This window comes from Luteibacter sp. PvP120, assembly GCF_054055715.1.
In genome coordinates this window covers 163,941-187,285 of the sequence record NZ_JBSRXP010000006.1, presented here as the reverse complement: position 1 = coordinate 187,285, position 23,345 = coordinate 163,941, and the positions used below count along the sequence as shown (strand labels likewise).

The following is a 23,345-nucleotide window of genomic DNA, read 5'->3' as shown; positions in this document are numbered from 1 at the left end:
GGCGCCATGTAAACTTGCGGGATGCTGAGTCCTATCGTATGAGCCCGCTTACCCGTTCCGTCGCCCTGATCGGCGCCCCTACCGACATCGGTGCCGGCCACCGTGGCAGTTCCATGGGGCCGGAGGCGCTGCGCGTCGCCCGCCTGGCGGAGCGCCTGTCCCGCCGTGGCATGCACGTGGTCGATCGCGGCAACCTGTCCGGCCCGCTCAACCCTTGGCTGCCGCCGGTGAACGGTTACCGCCACCTGGACGAAGTGGTGGCCTGGAACACGGCCGTGCACGATGCCATCCACGCGGCGCTGACCGAAGGCCAACTGCCGATCATGCTCGGTGGCGACCACTGCCTTGCGATCGGCTCGATCTCCGCCGTGGCGCGCCATTGCCGCGAGACGGGCAAGAAGCTCCGCGTGCTGTGGCTGGATGCCCATGCGGACTTCAACACCAGCCAGATCACCCCGTCGGGCAACATCCACGGCATGCCCGTCGCCTGCCTGTGCGGGCACGGTCCCGACGTGCTCACCCATATTGGCGGCACCGCGCCGGCGACCACGCCGGACGTGTTCCGGCAGGTCGGCATCCGCTCGGTGGACGAGGGCGAGAAGCGCTTCGTGCACGAGGTGGGCATCGATATCTACGACATGCGCTACATCGACGAGATCGGCATCAAGGCCGCGATGGAAGAAGCGCTGTCCGGCGTGGACGCGGATACCCACCTGCACGTCAGCTTCGATGTGGATTTCCTCGACCCCTCGATCGCCCCGGGCGTGGGCACCACCGTGCGTGGCGGCCCCAATTACCGTGAGGCCCAGCTGGTCATGGAAATGATCGCGGACACCGGCCGGGTCGGCTCGCTGGACATCGTCGAGCTCAACCCGGCGTTCGACAAGCGCAACCAGACGGCGAAACTGGCCGTGGACCTGGTCGAATCGCTGTTCGGCAAATCCACGCTCATGCGTTGACCCCGGGTTCCGGTGGCGGCCACGGGTCGCCGCCGGGGCAGTCGCGGGCTACACTCGGACGGTTATCGTCCGTAGCCCCAAGGTCCCCATGCATACCCGCGTCCTCACCGGCATCACCACCACCGGCACGCCGCACCTCGGCAACTTCGTCGGCGCGATCCGTCCGGCCGTCCTGGCCAGCAAGGACCCGAACGTCGATGCCTTCTATTTCATGGCCGACTACCACGCGCTGATCAAGAGCGACGACGCCGATCGCGTCGAAGCCTCGCGCATGAAGATCGCCGCCACGTTCCTGGCCGCCGGCCTCGACCCGAACGTCGCCACCTTCTATCGGCAGTCGGACATTCCCGAAGTGCCGGAGCTGATGTGGCTGCTGACCTGCGTCACCGGCAAGGGCCTGCTCAACCGTGCCCATGCCTACAAGGCCGCCGTGGATCGCAACGTCGATGGCCAGGAAGACCCGGATGCAGGCATCACCGCGGGCCTGTACATGTACCCGGTGTTGATGGCCGCGGACATCCTTGCGTTCAACGCCAACAAGGTGCCGGTGGGCCGCGACCAGATCCAGCACATCGAGATGGCGCGTGACATCGCACAGCGCTTCAACCACACCTACGGCCGCGAGTTCTTCGTCATGCCGGAGGCGCACATCGAGGAGCAGGTGGCCACGCTGCCGGGCCTGGACGGTCGCAAGATGTCCAAGAGCTACGACAACACTATCCCGCTGTTCGAGGGCGGGGCCAAGGGCATGCGCGAGGCGATCATGAAGATCGTCACCGATTCGCGCGCGCCGGGTGAGCCGAAGGACACCGCGGACGCTGCGCTGTTCACGATCTTCAAGGCGTTCGCCTCGCCGGCCGAAACCGTGGCCTTCGAGCAGTCGTTGCAGGGCGGCATGGGCTGGGGCGAGGCCAAGGTGGCCCTGTTCGACCGCATCGAAGCCGACGTGGCGCCCATGCGCGATCGCTACGAAGCACTGATGGCTCGGCCGGACGACATGGAAGACGTGCTGCTGGCCGGTGCCGCCAAGGCCCGTGCCGTGGCCGGGCCGCTGCTGGAGACGCTGCGCGAAGCCGTCGGCCTCCGCAGCCCGCGCTACCGCCGCCAGGCGGACGCAACGTCGCCCGCGGTGCCGGCCGCTGCGCCGAAAGCGCGCCCGCCGCGCATCGCCAGCTTCCGCGACGACGACGGCAGCTTCCGCTTCCGCCTGTTCGATGCGGATGGCGCCGAACTGCTGCTGTCCAAGGCGTTTACCGATCCCAAGGCGGCGGGTGCCTTGCGCCAGTCGCTGGCGACGCTGGGCGGTGCGGCTGCCTCGCTCGCCGCTGTCGGCGATCAGCTGGGGCTGCAGGTCGATGGCGCCACGGTAGCCACGGGTCCGTCCTTCACCGATGAAGCCAGCCGCGCCGAGGCCGAGGCTCGCGTTCGCGCGGCGCTGGACGCACTCGCTGCCGTCACGGCGGACGAGGCGGCGGCCAAAGCGGCGGCGAAGAAGGCAAGCTGAGCCATGCGCTACCTGGCCCTGATGCTGCTGGCGCCCTGGCTGATCGTGCTGGGCTGGGCCTATTGGCAGTACCCGAAGTCGCTGGTGACCAACGCTACCCGCCGCGCGTTCGACGTGCTGGCGCTGGTCGCGGCCGTGGTCGCTTCGATCCAGGCGGCCCTGGTCTCGTTCGACGCGGTGGAGCTGCCGCCCGCCGATAGCTTCGGCCCGAAGAGTGGCGCCATCTGGCAACAGGTGGTGCCGGCACTGTGGGGCTATGGCGCGTTCGTCGCCGTGCTGGTAGTGGCGCTCATCGTGCGCCAGGTCGTCTGGAAGCGCGGCGAGCGCCGGTAAGCGCTTCGCCGTCCCGCGCAGCCCTGCGCCCTGCGCGGACCTGCGGGCTCACACGTGAGCGGCCATAACGTCAGGCGCCGCGCAGTTTGCCAGTCAGGCCCTTCAGGAAGTTGCGCAGGAACTGGTCGCCGCAGAGGCGGAAGTTGCTGTGCTTGGGCTGGCGGAACAGGGCGTTGATCTCGCCACGGGAGACGCGGAAGCCCGCGTTGGTCATGAGGGCCAGGATGTCGTCTTCCTTCAGTTCGAAGGCGACGCGCAGCTTCTTCAGCACCACGTTGTTATTGACCCGGGTCTCCACCGGTCGCGGCGGCTGGCTTTCGTCGCGGCCACGGCGGTGCAGGATCAGGCCGTCGAGGAAGTGGGCCAGGGCCGCATCGGGCATCTCGACGAAGCCGGGCTCGTCTTCCTTGCGCAGCCAGGGATCGACCTGTTCGCGGGTGGCCTCGAAGCCGGTGAGCTTGAGGATCTCGACCACATGGACCTCGCCGAGGTCGAGCATGTAGCGGATGCTGCGGAGTGTGTCATTGTTGAGCATCCGCCTAGGGTACACCGGCCGATCTGCGGCAGGAACATAAACCACGGACTGCCCGGTCCGATGCCAGGAAGCGATGCCGATGCCGCTCGTCCCGCCCACCACCGCCGGACACGCCGGGCGCAACCTCTACATCGACCTGCTGCGCGGCCTGGCCATCGTCATGGTGATGCTGCTGCACTTCTCGCTGACCTACCGGCTGCATCGTAGCCCGCTGGCCGACGGGGTGCCGGTGGACACGCTGCGGACGCTTTTCTACAACGGCAACTACGGCGTGTCCGTGTTCTTCGTGATCTCGGGCTTCCTGATCACCTCGAACATCCTCCGCCGCTACGGCAGCCTGGGCGGTATCGACCTGGGGCATTTCTATCGCCTGCGCCTGTTCCGCCTTTACCCGTCCGTGGTGCTGGCGCTGGCGATCATCACGGTGCTGGGCCTGGCCGGGCTGCCGGACTTTTCCAACGTGCAGCAGGGCACGCCGCTGGGCAACGGCTTCTTCGTCCTCGCCGACGTCTCGGTGCTGACGTTCTGGCACAACGTGCTGATGGGGTCGGTCGGGTACTTCAACTACGCGATGAACGTCTACTGGTCGTTGTCGGTCGAGGAAGTGTTCTACCTGGTCTACCCGCTGGTGCTGCTCATCGCCCGACGGCCCTGGCAGCGCGTGGTGGTCGGCTGTGCCGGCCTCGTCATCGGCCCGGCCTACCGCTGGCTGCACGACGACAACGAGCTGTTCTACCTGTACGGCAACCTGGCCTGCGTGGACATGCTGGTCTGCGGCTGCGCGGCAGCGGTCGCCGCACGCGAGGTGGTCTGGACGCCGATGTTACGCCGGTGGCTGGCGCTGCTCGCCCTGCTGGCGATGGGCTGGGTATACATGCGGGGTATCGACGGCAACGAGGCCTTCGGCGCCACGCAGATGGGTATCGCGGCGGCGATATTCCTGGTCGCCGTCGCCACACTGCCCGGTGGCGCGTTCGCCCGTCGTGTCGGTGCGCCCCTCGCGTGGCTGGGTGCGCACAGCTACGAGCTCTACCTGTTCCATATCATCGTGCTGGGCATCCTGCGCGAGCTGGTGCCCAAGGCCACCCTGACGCCGGAGCGCAAACTGCCGCTGTTGCTGGTCTTCTTCCTGGCTTCCGCCCTGTGTGCCTGGCTGGTGGCTCGCTTCTACGGCGATCCGCTGAACCGCCGGCTGCGGGCGCGCTTCAGCCGGCGCAACGCCTGACGCTCATGTGCCTGCGGCTCCATGCATCGTGGTGATGCGTGGAGCCGCCCCGATCAGAACGTCTTCTCGATGCCCAGCAGGATCGACTGGTTGGCGTGCGTGCCCGAGTCGAACAGCGCCTGGTACTCCGCGCGCAGCGACAGCCCGCTGTCGAATTGCGCCTGGATGCCGACGCCCAGCAACGTGTGGTTGCGCGCGGTATCGCCCACGGTGGCCCGGTACAGCGGCCCGGCCAGCAGGTCCGCATAGGACATCGTCGCGTTGCTGGCACCCTGGAAGTCGCGCTGGTATTCCACGCGGACACGCGGCACCAGCACCCCGAAGTCGCGCTTGAGGCGGAACTCCGCCCGCAGGCCCAGGGCACCCGTGGACGTGCGCACCGTCTGTCCGCGGTAGTCGAGGGCATAGGTGGCGTCGCCACGCTCGGTGTAGCCGTCCAGCTGCGCGCGCGACACGTCCAGTCGTCCGTACGGTGTCAGCCGCGTGGTGCCGTCGTCGTGCTCGTAGCCGAAGGCCACCGAGGCGAAGGCCTGCTTGCCGTTGCGGCTGCCGGTGACACGACCGCCGTCGGCCGTCACGTATCGCCGTGCGTCGAAGTCGAGCCACTGGTAGCCCAGCTATGTCGCGGGCCAGAAGTCTGGCACCGAGACGGTGACGCTGTCGACGCCACAGCTGCCCATGCACAACCATACGTGCATCGCCACGACCGACGCAGGCACCAGTGCCACGCCCAGCTCGAGTGCGGTGCTTGGCGGTATCGCCCCGGACACGATGTACACGCCGGATATCACCGGCCTTACCGGCTACGCGTTGGCGACAGCCGCTGTGGGCAACCAGGGTGGTTCGCAGCCGCACAATAACGTCATGCCGACGCTGAGCGTACCGTTCTGCATCGCGTATCTCGGCATCTATCCCACTCCTCCGTGATCCCTCGCCAGGCGACTACGACATGACCGAACCTTACTTCGGCGAAATCCAGGTTTTCGCCTTCGATTTCGCGCCCGTGAACTGGGCGTTCTGCAACGGCGCGACGTTGCCGGTGAGACAGTACACGGCGCTGTTTTCGCTGCTGGGGATTACCTACGGTGGCGACGGCTCGACGACCTTCATGCTGCCTAACCTCACATCACGGGCGCCCGGGGGTAGCGGCGCCGGACCCGGGCTGACGGCGCGATCGGCAGGCAACGTGTATGGCGAGTTCCAGCATGCCCTGACGGTGCCCGAGATGCCGTCACACGGGCACGGCGCAACGGTATACGTGCAACGCGACCAGACCAAGCGGACGTCCGTGCCCGCGGTGGGCAGCGCCCTGGTCACCCCTAGTACCGCGGCGCCGTTCCTGCCGGGGGCGGTGCCCTCCACGACGCTGTCTCCGCTGGCCATACAGCCTGCCGGCTCCGGCCTGCCGCATGAAAACCGGCAACCGTTCCTTGCGTTGAATTTCTGCATCGCGCTACAGGGCGTCTATCCGCAGTTCGACTGATGACGCTGCCCGGCTTTCCCGTCGCCGGCCCGGCCAGCAGGATGCTGGCGGGGGCGCTGGCCGTCGACGGCGTGCGGTTGCGCGCCTGTGACGAACACGACCTGCCTTTCCTGCGTGTACTCTATCGCCAGACGCGCGACGACGAACTGGCCGCCACCGGCTGGCCGGAAGAAACCCGGGCCCTCTTCGCCGACCAGCAGTTCGGCATGCAGCACATGCACTTCGTGCGTCACTTCCCGGACGCGTATTTCTTCCTCCTGCAACGCGACGGCCGTGACATCGGGCGCTATTACCTCGACGTATCCGGGGCGGCGTGGCACGTGGTCGACATCGCGCTGTTGGCGGACGTGCGCGGGCAGGGCATCGGCACCGCGCTGTTGCAGGCTACGCGTGCGATCGCGCCCGCCGTCACGCTCAGCGTGGCCGTGAACAATCCCGCCGCGATGCGGCTTTACACGCGCCTGGGTTTCGTCGACGAAGGCGAGGCCGGTGGCATGCACCGGCGCATGCGCGCTAGTTGAACACGGCCTGGTAGACGAAGCCGTTGCGGTCGCGCGCGATGGGTACGAGGAAGATGCCGAATTCACCCAGCTGCGGATGGCGCATCGTATAGGTCCGCTGGGCGAAGAGGATCGCCGCGGTGTTGTGGAACAGCAGCGAGAACGCCTGGCGGAACGAGGACGCCGCGGGCAGCGGTTGCACTTCCACCAGCACGAAGGGCGCATTGCCGTCGCCGGTATCGACGTCGGCCTCGAAGGTTTCGTTCAGATGGCCGGCGAAGTGGTGGATCTCGAAGAACTGCATGGGTGCCCTCCCGGGTGGCCTGCGTTGCGCAGGTCGGTTTCGTTGGGGGAAGAGCATCGCGCACATCGTGCGCTCCTACAAACGCCGGTAGGATCCGGTCATGTAGGAGCGCACGATGTGCGCGAAAAAACACCCCGGGTTACGACTGCACCCCGGTTACTGCGACAACCCGCTATTACTGCGGCAACCCCAGATCGTCGATCATCGCCTTCAGGAACCGCGCGGCCTCGCCGCCGGTGGCGGCGCGGTGATCGAACGTCAGCGACAGCGGCATGCGGCGATGCACTTCGATGCCACCCATCACGGCGACCACGTCGTGGCTCAGCTTGCCCGCGCCGACGATCGCGACCGTGGGCGGTACGACCACCGGGGTGGCGTAACGGCCGGCGAACATGCCGAAATTGGACAGGCTTATGGTGTAGCCGGACAGTTCCGACGCCGGGATGCTGCGATCTTCAACCGACGAACGCAGGCGCTTGATCGCGGCGCGGACGCCGGCACCGTCGAGCACGTCGGCATTGCGCAGCGCAGGCACGAACAGGCCGTCTTCCGTGTCCACCGCGATGCCGATGTCCACGTGCGGGTGCAGCGTGCGGGTCAGGTCCTTGCCGTTGAACCAGGCGTTGAGCGCCGGCACCGTCTTGCAGGCCGTCACGATGGCGCGGATCAGGCGGGCGGTAATGTCCTGCTTGCCGATCCAGGCGTGCAGGTCGGCATCGTCGACGATGGTGGTCGGGACGACGTTGGCGTGTGCTTCGGCCATCACGCGCGCCATGTTGCGACGGACACCCTTCAGCTGTTCCGGCTGGCCCATGCTGTCCTTGCCCGGGGGCGCGGTGCGCACGGCCTTGCCGGCGAGCGACACCGGCGTGCGCGACGGGGCGGGGCCCGGCTCCGGCAGCGTGGGTGCAAGGTGCTGCGCCGAGGCAGGGCGTGCGGGCGCGGGAGAAGCCGACCCGGAGGCACCGAGTGTGGCGCTGCCGTTGGCCGCCGCGTTCTTCACGTCGGCCATGGTGATCACGTCGCCCGCGCCCGTGGGCTGCACGCGGGTGAGGTCGATCTTCATCTTCTTCGCCAGCGCGCGCACGGCCGGCACGGCCTTGACGCCACCGGCGCTCGAGACCTGCTCGGTGTGCACGGCATTGCCGCTGACCATGGCGCCGACGACGGTGCCCTCGTCTTCGCGCTGTGCCGGGGCCTTGCCGTCGGATTCGATCTCGCCGCCGTCATCGGAGGCGACGACCTTGGTCGCGTCGTCCGGGGCCGGGCTGCCGACGCTCTTCTTCGGGCCATGGTGATGACCCGTGGACTCGGCCTCGGCACGCTGGCGCGCATTCGGGTCGATCTCGAAATCGGCCAGCGAGGCGCCGGTCTCGATGATGTCGCCCACGCCACCGTGCAGCTTCTTCACGGTGCCGGAGTACGGCGAGGGCACGTCGACGACGGCCTTCGCGGTTTCCATCGACACCAGCGGGGCATCGAGCTTGATGGTGTCGCCTTCCTTGACGTGCCATTCCACGACGGTCGCGTCGGGCAGGCCTTCGCCGAGGTCCGGCAGGTAAAAGGTCTTGATGTCGGCCATGTCTATCGGTTCCTCAGGAGGCGGCGAGCGTGCGCTGGGCGGCTTCGACGATGCGTTCGACGCTGGGCAGGTACTTCATTTCCAGGCGGAACAGCGGGATGTGCGTATCGAAACCGGTCACGCGCTGCACGGGGGCGAGCAGGCTATAGAGGCATTCCTCGGCCAGGCGGGCAGCGATCTCGGCACCGAAGCCGGCGGTCTTGGGCGCTTCGTGCACGATGACGCAGCGGCCGGTCTTGGTCACCGACTCGGCGATGGTGTCGAAGTCGAGCGGGGTCAGCGTGGCCACGTCGATCACTTCCGCGCTGACGCCCTGCTGGGCTAGTTCGTCGGCGGCTTCCAGGCATTCCTTCACCTGCGCACCCCAGGTCACCAGGGTGACGTCGGTGCCGTCGCGCAGCACGAAGCAGACATCCAGCGGCAGCGCTTCGCCGTCGTCGGGCACCTCTTCCTTGTACTGGCGGTAGATGCGCTTGGGCTCGAAGAAGATCACCGGGTCCGGATCGCGGATGGCGGCCAGCAGCAGGCCGTAGGCACGTGCGGGCGACGAGGGCATGACCACGCGCAGGCCGGGGATGTTGGTGAACAGGTGCTCGTTCGCCTCGGAGTGATGCTCCGGCGCGCGGATGCCGCCGCCCCAGGGGGCGCGCCACACGGCCGGCACGGTCATGCGACCACGGGTACGGTTGCGCATGCGGGCGGCATGGCAGGCGATGTGTTCCATCATCGGGTAGATGAAGCCCTCGAACTGGGCTTCCGCCACCGGCTTCATGCCCTGCACGGCCAGGCCGATGGTCAGGCCGGCGATGGTGCCTTCGTCCAGCGGCGTGTCGATGACGCGCATCTCGCCGAACTGCTCCTGCAGGCCCTGGGTGGCGCGGAACACGCCGCCGTTGACACCGACGTCCTCGCCGAGCACCACGACGCTTTCGTCGTTGCGCATTTCATAGGCGAGCGCCTGGGTCACCGCTTCGATAAGAGTGATTTGTGCCATGGGAAGAAGTCCTTACGACGTGCGATCGAGGGAAGCGACGAGCTCGCGCTGTGCTTCGAGGTCGGCCGGGAGTTCGGCGTACAGGTAGTCGAACATGGCCGTTGCCGGCTGGTTCTTCGTTTCCAGGTACGCGTTCACTTCGTTGTCCATCCAGTCGTCGCACTCGGTCTTCCAGGCCTCTTCCTTCGCGTCGTCCCACTGGCCCTTGGCTTCGAGCCACTTGCGCAGGCGCGGTACGGGGTCGCGCTCCCAGGCGTCCTTCACTTCCTGTTCGCCACGGTAGCGGCGGGCATCGTCGGCGGTGGTGTGGTCGCCGAGGCGGTAGGTCACCGCTTCGATCACGCTGGCGCCTTCGCCGTTGCGGGCGCGGTCCAGGGCGATCTCCATGGCGGCGCGCACGGCGATGATGTCGTTGCCGTCCACCTGGATGCAGGGCAGGCCGGCCGCGATGCCCTTCTGGGCCAGCGTGCCGGAACCGCTCTGGATGCGGCGGGGCACCGAGATGGCCCACTGGTTGTTGACGATCACCGCGACCATCGGCAGCTTCTGCGCGCCGGCGACGTTGATGGCGCCGTAGAAGTCGCCCTTGGACGAGCCGCCGTCACCGATGGTGCAGACGGCCACGCGGGGTTCCTTGCGGATCTTGAAGGCCAGCGCGGAGCCGGCGGCGTGCAGGCACTGGGTACCGATGGGCACGCACCAGGCGAAGTCGTGCGCCGGGGCGTCCTGGAAGTCGTTGCCGCGCTCGTCGCCACCCCAGTAGGTGTAGACCTCGCGGGGCTTCACGCCGCGATACAGCTGTGCGCCGTATTCGCGGTAGGACACGGCCAGGGAATCTTCCCGGCGCATGGCGCTACCGATGCCGACGTGCGCGGCCTCGTGGCCCAGGCACGAGGCGTAGGTGCCCAGCTTGCCGGTGCGCTGCAGCGCGATCGACTTGGCATCGAACACGCGGGTGGACACCATCAGCTTGTAGAGCTCGACCATGTGGTCGAGGTCCTTGGCGAAGGCGGGGAGTTCCTTGCCGGTTTCCTTGCCATCCTGGTCAAGGTACTGCAGGTATTCGATTTCGAACTTGGCGGCGATGGACACGACTCGCTCCCAGGGGAAGGGTTAGAAACGACACGCACGAGTGGGGAAGCGAACGGCCCATCCAGCGGGGCACGAGCGGCTTTTCGATCATTGCGAGCCGGACTAGATATCAGGGGTATTATCACCCGGCAAGGCACGGCGCAGCATGGAACCGGCCGTGGCGGCCCCGGAACGGCGCTGTGGCGCGGGTTGCGGGGTCTTGGTACCCCTAACGTGAAAAGAGTTTTCGATGACCCCTCCCCAGCGCGAGATCGAACCGGGCATCCGTACCGACCTCGACGGCCGCCTCACCTATGGGGACTACCTGAAGCTCGACCAGGTGCTCTCCGCCCAGCAGCCGCGCAGCCAGCCGGCCCACCACGACGAGATGCTGTTCATCGTCCAGCACCAGACCTCGGAGCTGTGGCTGAAGCTGATGATCCACGAGCTGGACGCGGCACTGGCGCGGCTGCGCGCCGACGACGTGGACGGCACCCTCAAGGTGCTGGCCCGGGTCAAGCAGATCCAGCGCCAGCTGTACGAGCAGTGGGCGGTGCTGGAAACCCTCACGCCTGCCGAATACCTGCAGTTCCGCGACGTGCTGGGGCCGTCGTCGGGGTTCCAGTCGCTGCAGTACCGCATCGTGGAGTTCCTGCTGGGCAACAAGCACGCGGACATGCTGCGTGTGTTCGAGCACGATCCTGCGGCCCATGCGCGGCTGGGCAAGGTGTTCGAGGCTCCGGGCCTGTACGACGAGTTCCTGCGCTACCTGGCACGCCGCGGCCATGCGGTGCCCGCGGACATCCTGCAGCGCGACCTCACCCAGCCCTGGCGCAGCCAGCCGTCCCTGCTGCCGGTGTTCAAGCGGATCTACGAGGACACGGCGCACCACTGGCCCGAATACCACCTCAGCGAGCAGCTGGTGGACGTGGAGGAAGCCTTCCAGCTCTGGCGCTTCCGTCACATGAAGACGGTGGAGCGCATCATCGGCTTCCGCGCCGGCACCGGCGGCTCCTCGGGCGTGGCCTTCCTGCGCAAGGCGCTGGAGCAAAGCTTCTTCCCCGAGCTGATCGAGGTCCGCACCATCCTGGGCACCTGACCACCCTGTGGGGCTGGCCATTCCACGAACCCAGGCTCGCGTAGGAGCCCACGATGTGGGCGAACCCTCAGGTCACGCCCGGCGAATGAAGCCATGCATCGCATCCCTGCGAGCGTTACCGTGAGTCGAACGACGCGGCTTTTTTTGACGCCCTTCAAAGCCGCCCCAGGCGAGTCTAAAAACGCTCGCCTGTGCGCGAGGTCGGCTTCTTTCGCCGTAGCTACGTAGACGGTTCGCCCACATCGTGGGCTCCTACCCGCGTATCGATCGCGACGGCGGGATTTGACGCGGACGCCCCCTCCCGCTAAACACCCTGCTTGCACCGTTCACAAGGGAAGCCATGACTCCGACAGCCCCCGGCCAGGTACGCGACGTGCCCGACTACCCGCAGACCATGGGCCATCCGCGCCCCCTGTGGATGCTGTTCATGACCGAATTCTGGGAGCGCTTCGCGTTCTACGGGATGCGCTGGGCGCTCACGCTGTACATCGTGGCGGAGTTCTTCAAGGGCGACCAGGCCGGGCAGGGCTATGCCAGTCGCACCTACGGGGCCTACCTGGCGCTGGTCTATGCCTCGGCCCTGTTCGGCGGCTGGGTGGCCGACCGGATACTGGGCTACCAGCGTTCCATCCTGGTCGGCGCGGTGGTGATGGGCGCCGGCCTGTTCATGGTCATGGTGCCGCACCAGCAGGTGTTCCTGGCGGGGCTGGCCACGGTGATCGTCGGCAACGGCCTGTTCAAGCCGAACATCTCCTCGCTGGTCGGCCAGATCTACCGCCAGGGCGACGACCGTCGCGACCGTGGCTTCACCATTTTCTACATGGGCATCAACATGGGCGGTTTCCTCGCCCCGCTGGTGACCGGCTGGATCGCCTCGGTGGCGACGGATACGCCCCTGCAGGACAACTACCGCGCCGTGTTCGCCTCCACCGGCGTCGGCATGGTGATCTGCTTCATCTGGTTCCTGATCGGTAAGAAACAGCTCAAGGGCGTGGGCGTGCCGCCGCCGGAGCGCCACGCCGGCAAGAACCTGGGTGCGGTGCTGGTGGGCATCCTCGTCGCCATCCCGCTGGTCTACCTGCTCATGGCTTACGCTGGCGCGGTGTTGATCGCCTGGCTGCTCGGCGTGCTGTTCATCGGCGTGGCGATCATGCTGGTGGTCGAAGCCGTGCGCCACGACCGCATCCAGATCCACCGTGTCATCGCCATGCTGCTGTTGTTCGCCTTCAACGTGCTGTTCTGGATGTTCTTCGAGCAGGCCGGCAGCTCGCTGAACTTCCTGGCCCAGAACATCGTCGACCGGCGCATGTTCGGCGGCTGGGAATTCCCCACCGGCTGGTTCCAGTCGCTCAACTCCGCGGCCATCCTCGTCTTCGCGCCCGTCGTCGCCCTCAGCTGGGGCTGGCTGGCGAAGCGCCGCAAGGAACCGTCCATCCCGCGCAAGTTCGGCCTGGGCCTGATGTTCAACGCGCTGGGCTTCCTGGTGCTGATGTATGCGCTGACCCGCCTCGTGGGCGCCGACAACCTCATTCCCTTCTGGCCGCTGGCCATGTGCTACGTCATGCAGACCATTGGCGAGCTGTGCCTTTCGCCGATCGGCCTGTCGATGGTCACCAAGCTGGCGCCGCTACGGGTCGTGGGCCTGGCGATGGGTGGCTGGTTCCTGTCCACCGCCATCGGCAACAACCTGTCCGGACTGCTGGCCGGCCACATCAGCGGCGAGACCGGCATCACCATCGGCTCCGCGCTGTCCGGCTTCACCTTCAGCTTCGAACTGCTGATCGGCTCGGGCATCCTGCTGTTCCTCATCGCCCCACTGATCAACCGCTTGATGCACGGGGTGAAATAACGCCCCCACGACGCCAGGCCTGGGCGCGCGCCCAGGTACCGGCGTCCTTGCAAGGTGCCTGGGGTGTGTAGGAGCGCACGCACGTGCGCGAACCCTCACCCTTGCACCACGCGACAGATGCTGCCCGACCGCCCGCCCGCCCGCCCGACCGCCCGCACGAGCAAGCACTTCCGTGCATCCGGTATTCGCTCGTTCGACGCCTGGAGCCGCCTGGCCCGATGTGAAGCGCGGCCTCCGTCGCCATCGCAACGGTGAGGGTTCGCGCACGTGCGTGCGCTCCTACCCCTTGGTCGACGTCGAGCCTGCGGCCGCCGCCGACCCTGCCGACCCCGCCGGGTGGAGGAGTTTGTCGAGGATGATGTCGAGCTGTGCGCGCTCGGCCTCGTCCAGTCGGGCCAGCAGCTCGCGCTCGTGGGCGCGGGCCATGGGGGCCACCTCATCGTGGATGGCCCAGCCGGCCTCGGACAGCTGCAGCACGGAGCGGCGCTTGTCGTCATCGTGCGTGCCGCGGTCCACGCGGCCTTTCTCGACCAGGCGGGCTACGGCGCGGCTGACGGCCACCTTGTCCATGGCAGTGCGCTCGACCACTTCCCGCGCGGAAATCTCCGGGAAACGGGCCAGGATCGTCATCACGCGCCACTCGGTCATGCTCAACTGGAAGCGCCCCTCGTACTCGGCCGCGATCGACTGGCTGACCGTGTTGGACAGGATCGACAAGCGGTAGGGCAGGAAGCGTTCCAGCTCCAGGGGGGCATGGGCCGGGACGGGTTCGAAAGTCATTAGTGCGCTGATCCTTGCAAATGGTTACAAGTGAAACTATAAGGGAGGGCAGACGGCCCGAGCCGTGCCCACGCCAGGAGTATCGCCCATGAGCGCCCAGCCCAATATCGGTATGGAAGTCACCACCTTCGAGAACCCGCAGGGTGTCGACGGCTTCGAGTTCGTCGAGTTTGCCGCACCCGATGCCGCGCTGCTGCACACGCTGTTCCCGAGGCTGGGCTTCACCGCGGTGGCAAAGCACCGCACCAAGGCCATTACCCTGTATCGCCAGGGCGAGTGCAACTTCCTCGTCAATGAGGAACCCAACTCGTTCGCGTCGGATTTTGCCGCCGAGCACGGTCCCAGCGCCTGCGGTTTCGCGATCCGCTTCAATCGCCCCGCCACCGATGTGCAGGCCACCGCGCTTTCCAACGGTGCCGAGAAGATCCTGCTCAAGGCCGACACGCTGGCGCTGGACGTCCCGACGATCCAGGGCATCGGCGGTTGCGCGCTTTACCTCATCGACACCTACGGCGCCAAGGGCGACGTGTTCGATGGCGAATTCGAGTGGCTGCCGGGCGTCGATCGCCACCCGAAGGGCTTCGGGCTGACCTTCATCGATCACCTGACCCACAACCTGCACTTCGGTAACATGCAGAAGTGGTCCGACTACTACGAGCGGCTGTTCAACTTCCGCGAGATCCGCTACTTCGACATCAAGGGCGCCAAGACCGGCCTGGTGTCCAAGGCGATGACCGCGCCGGATGGCATGGTCCGCATCCCGCTGAACGAGTCGTCGGACGAAAAGTCGCAGATCAACGAGTACATCCGTGAATACAACGGCGAGGGCATCCAGCACATCGCCCTGTTCACCGACGACATCTATGCCTCGGTGGAAGCCATGCGCGCGCAGGACGTGGCGTTCCTCGAGACGCCGGACACGTATTACGAAGTGATCGACGTGCGCGTGCCGGATCATGGCGAAGACATTTCGCGCCTGCAGAAGAACAAACTGCTGATCGACGCCGACGACGAGACCAAGAAGAAGCTGCTGCTGCAGATCTTCACGCAGAACACCATCGGGCCGATCTTCTTCGAGATCATCCAGCGCAAGGGTAACGAAGGTTTCGGCAACGGCAACTTCAAGGCGCTGTTCGAGTCCATCGAACGCGACCAGATGCGCCGCGGCGTGCTCTAAAAGAAGCCCGGGTGTGGAAAAACGCACGTAGGAGCGCACGATGTGCGCGATGCCGTTTCGCGTAACCGTTCAAGCTGGCGCGTCAGCTCGACGGGCACGACGTAGAGTCTTTCGCGCACATCGTGCGCTCCTACATGGGGTTTCGTTCTTCCCGCACCGCGCGGTTTGCCCATGCAGGTCGTGTCTCGGCCATGCAGGTTCCACCCACGCAGGTTGTCATCGACACAGGACACCACGATGAGCCATACCGACGATACCCACGGTTACCAGACCGGTTTCGGCAACGAGTTCGCCACGGAAGCCGTCGCCGGCGTGCTGCCGGTCGGCCAGAACTCGCCCCAGCGGGTGGCGCATGGGCTGTATGCCGAGCAGCTTTCGGGCAGCGCGTTCACCGCGCCGCGCCATAGCAACCGGCGCAGCTGGCTCTATCGCATTCGCCCGGCGGCCCAGCATTCGCCGTTCACCGAACTCGGGCATCCGACGTTCCACAACCGCTTCCAGGAAGCCCCCGCTACGCCGAACCAGATGCGCTGGGATCCGCTGCCGATGCCTTCCGCACCGACGGATTTCCTCGACGGCCTGGTCACCATGGGTGGCAACGGCGGCGCGGAAGAGCAGGCGGGCATCGGTATCCACCTGTACTGCGCCAATCGCTCGATGCAGGGGCGTTATTTCTACGACGCCGACGGCGAGCTGCTGATCGTCCCGCAGCAGGGTCGCCTGCGCATCCGCACCGAGTTGGGCGTACTCGATGTCCAGCCACTGGAGATTGCGGTAGTGCCGCGCGGCGTGCGCTTCCTGGTCGAGTTGCCCGATGGCGAGGCGCGTGGCTATGTCGCCGAGAACTTCGGCGCGCTATTGCACCTGCCCGACCTCGGCCCCATCGGTGCCAACGGCCTGGCCCATCCGCGCGATTTCCTGACCCCGGTCGCCGAGTACGAGGACCTGGACGGGGATTTCGCGCTGGTCGCCAAGTTCCAGGGCGCCTTATGGTCGGCCAACATCGATCACTCGCCGTTGGATGTGGTGGCATGGCACGGCAACTACGCGCCGTACAAGTACGACCTGCGTCGCTTCAACACCATCGGCTCCATCGCCGTGGATCACCCGGACCCGTCGATCTTCACCGTGCTTACCTCGGCCAGCGACACCCCGGGTACGGCCAACATGGATTTCGTGATCTTCCCGCCACGCTGGCTGGTGGCGGAGCATACGTTCCGCCCGCCGTATTTCCATCGCAACGTGGCCAGCGAGTTCATGGGCCTGATCGATGGTGCCTACGACGCGAAGGCCGGCGGCTTCGTGCCCGGCGGTTCCAGCCTGCACAACTGCATGAGCGGCCATGGCCCCGATGCGGCCAGCTTCGAGAAGGCCTCCGCGGCGGACGTATCGCACCCGGACCACATCACGGGCACCATGGCCTTCATGTTCGAAACGCGCAAGGTCATCCGGCCGACGCGACAGGCGCTGGCGTCCGGCGCGCTGCAAGGCGACTATTACGCCTGCTGGCGCGACCTGAAGAAGCACTTCACGCCGCCCACGGTCTGATCGTTTAAAGGAAACGCATGAAACTCGCTTCGTTGAAGGAAGGCGGCCGCGATGGCACGCTCATCGTCGTCAGCCGCGACCTGTCGCGTGCCGTGAAGGCCTCGGGCATCGCGGCCACCCTGCAGGCGGCGCTGGACGACTGGAACACCCTGGCGCCGCGCCTCAACGCGCTGTCCGAAGACCTCAATGAGGGCACGGCGGACGGTGCATTCGCGCTCGACATGGCGCGGTTGGCCGCACCGCTGCCGCGTGCGTACGAGTTCGTGGACGGCAGTGCCTACCTGCCGCACGTGGAGCGTGTTCGTCGCGCCCGCGGCGCCGAGGTGCCCGCCTCGTTCTACACCGATCCACTGATGTACCAGGCCACCAGCGCCGGTTTCCTCGGTCCGCGCGATCCCGTGGTCGTGCCCAGTGAGGATTTCGGCATCGACCTGGAAGCCGAGGTGCTGGTCGTCACCGATGATGTGCCCATGGGCGTGACGCCCGCGCAGGCCAGCGGCCACATCCAGCTGGTAGGGCTGGTCAACGATGTCTCGCTGCGGGGTCTGATTCCCGGCGAGCTGGCCAAGGGCTTCGGCTTCGTCCAGTCCAAGCCGCGCTCCGCGCTGTCCCCGGTGTTCGTCACTCCCGACGAGCTGGGCGACGCCTGGAAGGACGACAAGCTGCACCTGCCCATGCGCACCTGGATCAACGGCCAGTGGTTCGGCGAGGCCGAGTGCGGCGTGGATATGCAGTTCGATTTCTCGCAGCTGGTTGCGCATGTGGCGAAGACCCGCCCGCTGACCGCTGGCACGCTGGTGGGCTCGGGCACCATCGCCAACGAGGACACCGGCAAGGGTGCGTCCTGCCTGGCCGAGCAGCGCACGGTGGAGACCCTGCGCGACGGTAGCCCGAGTACGCCGTTCCTGTCGTTTGGGGACACGGTGAAGATCGACGTGGTCGACCAGGCGGGCGCCAGTATCTTCGGGGCGATCGAGCAGGTTATTCAGCAAGTCTGAGCGGTAGCCTGAGCGGCACCAAAAAAAACCCCGCACGGTGACGTGCGGGGTTTTTTCATAGGCATCGCGCGCATCGCGCGCTCCTACATGGGCGTTTTGGCCTTATTTGGCGGCCATCAGCGCCTTGGTCATGTCCAGCATACGGTTGGAGAAGCCCCACTCGTTGTCGTACCACGAGAGGACCTTCACCAGGGTGCCTTCCATCACGCGCGTCTGCGTCGAGTCGTAGATCGACGAGTGCGGGTTGTGGTTGAAGTCGATCGACACCAGCGGCGCGCTGTTGACGGCCAGGATGCCCTTCATGGCGCCGTTGGCGGCTTCATGGATGGCAGCGTCGATCTCTTCCTTGGTCGTCGCGCGTGCGGCGGTGAAGGTCAGGTCGACCACGGACACGTTGATGGTCGGCACGCGCATGGCGAAACCGTCCAGCTTGCCGTTGAGTTCCGGCAGCACCAGGCCTACCGCCGCGGCGGCGCCGGTCTTGGTCGGGATCTGGCTGTGCGTGGCGCTACGGGCGCGGCGCAGGTCCGAGTGGTAGACGTCGGTCAGCACCTGGTCGTTGGTGTAGGCGTGGATCGTGGTCATCAGGCCGTGCACGATGCCGATCTTCGTGTGCAGCACCTTGGCCAGCGGCGCCAGGCAGTTGGTGGTGCAGGAGGCGTTGGAGATGACTTCCAGCTTCGAGGTCAGCTTGTCGTCGTTCACGCCCATGACGAAGGTGCCGTCCACGTCCTTGTCGCCGGGCGCGGAGATGATCACCTTCTTGGCGCCGCCGGCGATGTGCGCGCTGGCCTTGGCCTTGGAGGTGAAGAAGCCGGTGGATTCCAGCACCACGTCGACGCCGTGCTCGCCCCAGGGCAGCTTGGACGGATCGCGCTCGGCGAAAACCTTGATCCGGTCGCCGTTGACGATCAGGTCGCCGTTGTCGACCGAGACTTCACCCGGGAAGCGGCCGTGGGCCGTGTCGTACTGGGTGAGGTGGGCGTTGGTTTCCGCGTTGCCGAGATCGTTGATCGCGACGATCTGGATGTCCTGGCCGTTCTTCTTCGACTCATAGAGCGAGCGCAGGATGTTGCGACCGATGCGACCGTAACCGTTGATGGCGACCTTGATGGTCATGTGCAGCCTCCGGGTGGGATTTGCTAACGAGGTAAGGGCAGGTGGCGTAAACCTCCATGGTAGCGGAACGTCGCAGGGGCCGGCTTGCTGCACCGCCGCGATTTGTCATCCGTGTGCTCGTCCGGCTGTGGCACACTTGGGCGTTCGCCCCGTCCGGAAACGTTTACCTGTCCATGAACGCCGTTCATAAGCGCCGCACCATCGCCACCCTGCTGGCCCTCGCCCTTCCGGCCTTCGCCAGTGTCCATGCCTGGGGCGACATCGGCCACCGGATCGTCGCCGAACTGGCCTGGCGCCAGCTGGACCCCGCCGCCAAGGCGGAAATCCAGCGCCTGCTCGGGGATACCGGCACCGCCGATCCCCTGCCGGACATCGCCAGCTGGCCCGATCGCCTCCGCGACGACCCCGCCACCAAGGCGCTGGGCAAGGCCACGGGCCCGCTGCACTACATGGATTTCGTGGACGGTAAGTGCCACTACGTGCCCGCCCGCGATTGCGCGGACGGAAAATGCGTCGTGGGCGGCCTCGAGAAGTACGTCGCCATCCTGGGCGACCGCCACAAGTCGCAGGCCGAGCGGGCCGAGGCGCTGAAGTTCGTCGTCCATTTCGTGGGCGACGTGCACCAGCCGCTGCACGCCGGCAACCGTGACGACAAGGGCGGCAACGACTACCAGGTGCAGTTCGACGGCAAGGGCACCAACCTGCACAGCGTGTGGGACTCGAAGATGCTCTACACCCGCGACCTGAAATGGCCCGCCTACGCCGACCGCCTGGCCGCGCAGGGGCCGGTGCAGCTGCCCAAGCCGCAGGCACCGCTGGACAATCCCTACGCCCAGTGGGCGGAGGAATCCTGCTCGATCGTGGCCACCGACGGTTTCTATCCCGACTCGCACACCATCGACGACGCCTACGTGGCGAAGCAGCTTCCGGTCGCGGAGACCCGCCTGCGCGAGGCAGGCAAGCGTCTCGCCGACCTGCTCAACAAGACGCTGGACTGATCCGCGTCCCGAATTCGAAGACAAGGTAGATACGTAATGACCGATATCCAGGTTCGCCGCACCAAGATTGTCGCCACCCTCGGTCCCGCCACCGACGCGCCGGGCATGCTTGAGAAAATCCTCGAAGAGGGCGTGGACATCGTCCGCCTCAACCTGTCCCATGGCGTGCCGGACGACCACCGCGCCCGCGCCGCCGCCGTGCGCGCCGCCGCCGAGAAGGTCGGCCGCGAAGTCGGCATCCTGGCTGATCTGCAGGGCCCGAAGATCCGCATCGAGAAGTTCGCCGACGGCCCGATCGACCTCCTGGCCGGTGACAGCTTCACGCTCGATTGCCGTCCGGACGCGCCGGCCGGTACCCAGACCCATGTGGGCGTGAGCTATTACGACCTGCCCCGCGACGTGGTGCCGGGCGACGTGCTGCTGCTGGACGATGGCCTTATCGCCTTGTCGGTACTGGAAATTTCGGGTTCCGAAATCCGCACCCGCGTCGTCATCGGCGGTCGTCTGTCCGCGCGCAAGGGCCTGAATCGCCAGGGCGGCGGCCTCAGCGTCTCCGCTCTGTCCGACAAGGATCGCAACGACATCAAGCTGGCCGCCGAGATGGGCGCCGATTTCCTCGCCGTGTCGTTCGTGCGCTGCGCCGACGATCTCCATGAGGCCCGCCGTCTCATGCGTGAAGCCGGTGGCGATGCCGCCATCGTTTCCAAGATCGAGCGCGCCGACGCCATCCCCGTGCTGGGCGAGATCATCGATGCCTCCGACGTGGTCATGGTGGCCCGTGGCGACCTGGGCGTGGAAATCGGCGATGCCGAACTTCCCGGTCTGCAGAAGAAGATCATCCGCGAGTCCGTGCAGCGCAACCGCTCGGTGATCACCGCCACGCAGATGCTGCAGTCGATGGTGCGCGCGCCCATCCCCACCCGCGCCGAGGTGCTGGACGTGGCCAACGCGGTGATCGACGGCACCGACGCCGTCATGCTCTCGGAAGAGACCGCCGCCGGCGCCCACCCGGACAAGGCCGTGGCCGCCATGCGCCGCATCTGCCTGGGTGCCGAGCGCCAGTTCGAGCCGCGCGGCGACCTGCGCCCGGACGTGCAGTCGCTGGATCGCAGCGACCAGGCCATCGCGCTGGCCGCCATGTCGCTCGCCGCCCAGGTGGGCGTCCGCGCCATCGTGGCGCTGACCGAGTCCGGTGCCACCGCGCAGTGGTTGTCGCGCTATCGCTTCGCGGTGCCGATCTATGCGATGTCTCCCTCGGACATGGCCCGCCGCCGCATGCTGATGCTGCGCGACGTGCAGCCGGTGGACTTCGAACAGGGCAACCTCGATCCCGCACACACCGCCCGTGCCGCGCTCCAGCACCTGTTCGCGCTGGGCAAGCTGGCGAAGGGCGACCGCGTCATTCTGACCCACGGCGACCACATCGGCCGCGGCGGTGGCACCAACACCCTGAAGCTGCTGGTCGTCGGCGACGACGGCATCGCCGACAGCCTGCGCGACCTCTGATCGACCCGCCGCGGACGCATGCCTCATACGCAGCGCATGCGTCCGCGGGGTTAAACTCGACGCCCTGGTTACCTACCGAGGGCGTCATGATCCGTATCTCCTCCCGCACCGGCGCCATTGCCGCCGCCGTCCTCCTCCTGGCCGCGGGCACCGCCCAGGCGCAGAACCTCCGCCGCGTCGCTCCGGAGCGACTGACCGGCTACTGGTACCTCACCAACAAGTCCGTCAGCCCCGATGTGCCGAACACCGGCAAGAACCTCAACCAGCCGACCTGCGTCGCCGTCAGCTACATGATCGGCTCGGACGGTCGCACGCAGAATGCAAGGATCGAGAAGGTCGAACCCCAGGGTGACCTCGGCCAGGTCGGCGTCAGCATCGTCAAGCAGCTGGTCTATGTGAAGGGCAGCCAGAACGGCACGGCCGTGCCCGTGCAGACCTACTACGTCACCGGGTTCAACCTTCCGGAAGACCCCGCCGCCAAGGCTGCCCTCCTGGCCAAGTGCAAGCTGCCGGGTTACGACCAGACCAGTTGATCGCAGCGCACAACGGCATTCGCGGCGCGCGGCCCTATACTCCGCCGGTTTCAGTCATCGCTTCGCCCCTGAAAAAGGGGCATACCACTACCATCATGGAGTTGTCATGAGCATCGAAAACCTCGAACAGATCGCGCAAGCGATGGTCGCCCCGGGCAAGGGCATCATCGCCATCGACGAGTCGACCAACACCATCAAGAAGCGTTTCGACAGCGTCGGCATCGAGAACACCGAGGAAAACCGGCGCGCCTACCGCGAGCTGCTGCTCACGACGCCCAACCTGGGCGACCATATCTCCGGCGCCATTCTTTTCGACGAGACGATCCGCCAGAAGACCAAGGACGGCGTGCCGTTCACCGAGGTCATGAAGAAGAACGGCATCATCCCGGGCATCAAGGTCGACAGGGGCCCGGTGCCGCTGGCCGGTTTTCCGGGCGACGTGATCACCGAAGGCCTGGATGGTCTGCGCGAGCGCCTGAAGGAATACGCCCAGCTCGGCGCCCAGTTCGCCAAGTGGCGCGCCGTGATCAACATCACCGACGACAACCCGAGCTCCACGGCCATCGAGGCCAACGTCCACGCGCTGGCCCGTTATGCGGCCCTGTGCCAGGAAGCCGGCATCGTGCCGATGGTCGAGCCGGAAGTGGTCATGGATGGCGCCGACAGCACGCACGACCTCGAGGTCAGCTACGAAGTGCACGAAGCCGTGCTGCGCAGCCTGTTCAACGCCCTCTACGAGCAGAATGTCATGCTCGAAGGCACCATCCTCAAGATCAGCATGGTGATCCCGGGCAAGAACGCCCCGGAAGAAAGCCAGGTCGATGCCGAGGACGTGGCCGATGCCACCGTCCGCGTCCTCAAGACCACGGTGCCGGCGACGCTACCGGGCATCGTGTTCCTCTCCGGCGGCCAGGAAGACACCCAGGCCACCGAAAACCTCAACGAGATCAACAAGCTCGGTCCGCACCCCTGGCCGGTGAGCTTCTCGTACGGCCGTGCCATGCAGGCGGAAGCCCTCGCGCTGTGGGCCAAGGACATCAAGGGCAACGTGGCCGCCGCCCAGAAGATCGTGCTGGAGCGCGCCAAGGAGAACGGCGAGGCCGCGCTGGGTCGCTGGAAGAAGCACGCCTAACCCGATCCTGAACGAACGAGAAGAGGCGCCCTCCGGGGCGCCTCTTTTTTTTGGGGGTACCGCCGTTAACTGATGGAATCCACATATTCGGCAACTTTGTTCAGTTCCTTGCCGTA

Annotated in this window: 24 protein-coding genes; 16 read left to right on the top strand and 8 right to left on the bottom strand. The window is 66.5% G+C overall.

Annotated features, from left to right (window positions below):
- Positions 1-38 precede the first annotated feature (38 nt).
- The 3 genes from rocF to ACVKN3_RS13705 all read left to right on the top strand — a co-directional run bounded on the left by rocF (position 39) and on the right by ACVKN3_RS13705 (position 2,796).
- A complete protein-coding gene (gene rocF, locus ACVKN3_RS13715; protein ID WP_354514698.1) occupies positions 39-959 on the top strand; it encodes an arginase in 921 nt (306 codons plus the stop codon).
- 88 nt (positions 960-1,047) lie between these two features.
- Positions 1,048-2,463: a tryptophan--tRNA ligase gene (locus ACVKN3_RS13710; protein ID WP_285405651.1), complete on the top strand. Its 1,416-nt coding sequence runs from the start codon at positions 1,048-1,050 to the stop codon at positions 2,461-2,463.
- 3 nt (positions 2,464-2,466) lie between these two features.
- Positions 2,467-2,796, top strand: coding sequence for a hypothetical protein (locus ACVKN3_RS13705; protein WP_354514696.1), 330 nt, complete (start codon positions 2,467-2,469; stop codon positions 2,794-2,796).
- Positions 2,797-2,866: 70 nt separating this feature from the next.
- On the opposite strand, the gene ACVKN3_RS13700 is transcribed toward ACVKN3_RS13705, so the two are convergent.
- The gene (locus tag ACVKN3_RS13700; protein WP_285405655.1) at positions 2,867-3,331 is read right to left on the bottom strand and encodes a YehS family protein; all 465 of its coding nucleotides are present in this window, start codon (positions 3,329-3,331) and stop codon (positions 2,867-2,869) included.
- A 79-nt stretch (positions 3,332-3,410) separates the two neighbouring features.
- On the opposite strand from ACVKN3_RS13700, the gene ACVKN3_RS13695 reads away from it, so the two are divergent.
- Complete coding sequence (locus tag ACVKN3_RS13695; RefSeq protein WP_354514695.1) at positions 3,411-4,556, top strand: acyltransferase family protein; 1,146 nt, start codon at positions 3,411-3,413, stop codon at positions 4,554-4,556.
- Positions 4,557-4,609: 53 nt separating this feature from the next.
- On the opposite strand, the gene ACVKN3_RS13690 is transcribed toward ACVKN3_RS13695, so the two are convergent.
- Positions 4,610-5,173, bottom strand: a complete 564-nt coding sequence (locus ACVKN3_RS13690) for an autotransporter outer membrane beta-barrel domain-containing protein (protein ID WP_354514932.1) — start codon at positions 5,171-5,173, stop codon at positions 4,610-4,612.
- Positions 5,174-5,234: 61 nt separating this feature from the next.
- Between ACVKN3_RS13690 and ACVKN3_RS13685 the strand changes: the two genes are divergently transcribed.
- From ACVKN3_RS13685 to ACVKN3_RS13675, 3 genes are read left to right on the top strand one after another with little or no spacing between them, the layout of a single operon-like run.
- Positions 5,235-5,483 carry a phage tail protein gene (locus ACVKN3_RS13685; protein ID WP_456991926.1) on the top strand — a complete coding sequence of 83 codons (249 nt, stop codon included), beginning with the start codon at positions 5,235-5,237 and terminating at the stop codon, positions 5,481-5,483.
- Positions 5,484-5,505: 22 nt separating this feature from the next.
- Entirely contained in the window at positions 5,506-6,039 is a 534-nt protein-coding gene (locus ACVKN3_RS13680) for a phage tail protein (protein WP_354514691.1), read from the top strand.
- Positions 6,039-6,560, top strand: a complete 522-nt coding sequence (locus ACVKN3_RS13675; RefSeq protein WP_354514690.1) for a GNAT family N-acetyltransferase — start codon at positions 6,039-6,041, stop codon at positions 6,558-6,560. The genes ACVKN3_RS13680 and ACVKN3_RS13675 overlap by 1 nt, the downstream gene beginning before the upstream one ends.
- Here the strand turns inward: ACVKN3_RS13675 and ACVKN3_RS13670 are convergent.
- The 4 genes from ACVKN3_RS13670 to pdhA all read right to left on the bottom strand — a co-directional run bounded on the left by ACVKN3_RS13670 (position 6,553) and on the right by pdhA (position 10,511).
- Positions 6,553-6,843, bottom strand: coding sequence for a DUF6916 family protein (locus ACVKN3_RS13670; protein ID WP_285405669.1), 291 nt, complete (start codon positions 6,841-6,843; stop codon positions 6,553-6,555). The genes ACVKN3_RS13675 and ACVKN3_RS13670 overlap by 8 nt on opposite strands.
- A 175-nt stretch (positions 6,844-7,018) precedes the next feature.
- Positions 7,019-8,425: a dihydrolipoamide acetyltransferase family protein gene (locus ACVKN3_RS13665; protein ID WP_285405671.1), complete on the bottom strand. Its 1,407-nt coding sequence runs from the start codon at positions 8,423-8,425 to the stop codon at positions 7,019-7,021.
- A gap of 13 nt (positions 8,426-8,438) precedes the next feature.
- Positions 8,439-9,419 (bottom strand): alpha-ketoacid dehydrogenase subunit beta, encoded by a 981-nt coding sequence (locus ACVKN3_RS13660; RefSeq protein WP_036139881.1) that lies wholly within the window; start codon positions 9,417-9,419, stop codon positions 8,439-8,441.
- A 12-nt stretch (positions 9,420-9,431) separates the two neighbouring features.
- Complete coding sequence (gene pdhA, locus ACVKN3_RS13655) at positions 9,432-10,511, bottom strand: pyruvate dehydrogenase (acetyl-transferring) E1 component subunit alpha (protein WP_354514689.1); 1,080 nt, start codon at positions 10,509-10,511, stop codon at positions 9,432-9,434.
- A 229-nt stretch (positions 10,512-10,740) separates the two neighbouring features.
- Between pdhA and ACVKN3_RS13650 the strand changes: the two genes are divergently transcribed.
- Both ACVKN3_RS13650 and ACVKN3_RS13645 read left to right on the top strand, forming a co-directional pair.
- The gene (locus ACVKN3_RS13650) at positions 10,741-11,589 is read left to right on the top strand and encodes a tryptophan 2,3-dioxygenase (protein ID WP_354514688.1); all 849 of its coding nucleotides are present in this window, start codon (positions 10,741-10,743) and stop codon (positions 11,587-11,589) included.
- Positions 11,590-11,929: 340 nt separating this feature from the next.
- Positions 11,930-13,438, top strand: coding sequence for a peptide MFS transporter (locus ACVKN3_RS13645; protein WP_285405677.1), 1,509 nt, complete (start codon positions 11,930-11,932; stop codon positions 13,436-13,438).
- Between the two features lie 279 nt (positions 13,439-13,717).
- Here the strand turns inward: ACVKN3_RS13645 and ACVKN3_RS13640 are convergent, their stop codons facing one another.
- Complete coding sequence (locus ACVKN3_RS13640) at positions 13,718-14,218, bottom strand: MarR family winged helix-turn-helix transcriptional regulator (protein WP_354514686.1); 501 nt, start codon at positions 14,216-14,218, stop codon at positions 13,718-13,720.
- An 88-nt stretch (positions 14,219-14,306) separates the two neighbouring features.
- Here ACVKN3_RS13640 and hppD point away from each other — a divergent pair, with 88 nt between their 5' ends.
- The 3 genes from hppD to ACVKN3_RS13625 all read left to right on the top strand — a co-directional run bounded on the left by hppD (position 14,307) and on the right by ACVKN3_RS13625 (position 17,941).
- Positions 14,307-15,395, top strand: a complete 1,089-nt coding sequence (gene hppD / locus ACVKN3_RS13635) for a 4-hydroxyphenylpyruvate dioxygenase (RefSeq protein ID WP_285405873.1) — start codon at positions 14,307-14,309, stop codon at positions 15,393-15,395.
- Positions 15,396-15,632: 237 nt separating this feature from the next.
- A complete protein-coding gene (gene hmgA, locus ACVKN3_RS13630) occupies positions 15,633-16,943 on the top strand; it encodes a homogentisate 1,2-dioxygenase (RefSeq protein WP_354514684.1) in 1,311 nt (436 codons plus the stop codon).
- 17 nt (positions 16,944-16,960) lie between these two features.
- Complete coding sequence (locus ACVKN3_RS13625) at positions 16,961-17,941, top strand: fumarylacetoacetate hydrolase family protein (RefSeq protein ID WP_354514682.1); 981 nt, start codon at positions 16,961-16,963, stop codon at positions 17,939-17,941.
- 102 nt (positions 17,942-18,043) lie between these two features.
- Here ACVKN3_RS13625 and gap read toward each other — a convergent pair whose 3' ends face one another.
- The gene (gene gap / locus ACVKN3_RS13620; protein WP_036139895.1) at positions 18,044-19,060 is read right to left on the bottom strand and encodes a type I glyceraldehyde-3-phosphate dehydrogenase; all 1,017 of its coding nucleotides are present in this window, start codon (positions 19,058-19,060) and stop codon (positions 18,044-18,046) included.
- A 173-nt stretch (positions 19,061-19,233) separates the two neighbouring features.
- On the opposite strand from gap, the gene ACVKN3_RS13615 reads away from it, so the two are divergent.
- The 4 genes from ACVKN3_RS13615 to ACVKN3_RS13600 all read left to right on the top strand — a co-directional run bounded on the left by ACVKN3_RS13615 (position 19,234) and on the right by ACVKN3_RS13600 (position 23,229).
- Entirely contained in the window at positions 19,234-20,058 is an 825-nt protein-coding gene (locus ACVKN3_RS13615) for a S1/P1 nuclease (RefSeq protein WP_285405869.1), read from the top strand.
- Positions 20,059-20,094: 36 nt separating this feature from the next.
- Complete coding sequence (gene pyk / locus ACVKN3_RS13610) at positions 20,095-21,564, top strand: pyruvate kinase (RefSeq protein ID WP_354514679.1); 1,470 nt, start codon at positions 20,095-20,097, stop codon at positions 21,562-21,564.
- 86 nt (positions 21,565-21,650) lie between these two features.
- Positions 21,651-22,097, top strand: coding sequence for an energy transducer TonB (locus tag ACVKN3_RS13605; RefSeq protein WP_354514677.1), 447 nt, complete (start codon positions 21,651-21,653; stop codon positions 22,095-22,097).
- A 106-nt stretch (positions 22,098-22,203) separates the two neighbouring features.
- Positions 22,204-23,229 carry a class I fructose-bisphosphate aldolase gene (locus ACVKN3_RS13600; protein WP_354514675.1) on the top strand — a complete coding sequence of 342 codons (1,026 nt, stop codon included), beginning with the start codon at positions 22,204-22,206 and terminating at the stop codon, positions 23,227-23,229.
- The last annotated feature ends 116 nt before the right edge of the window (positions 23,230-23,345 follow it).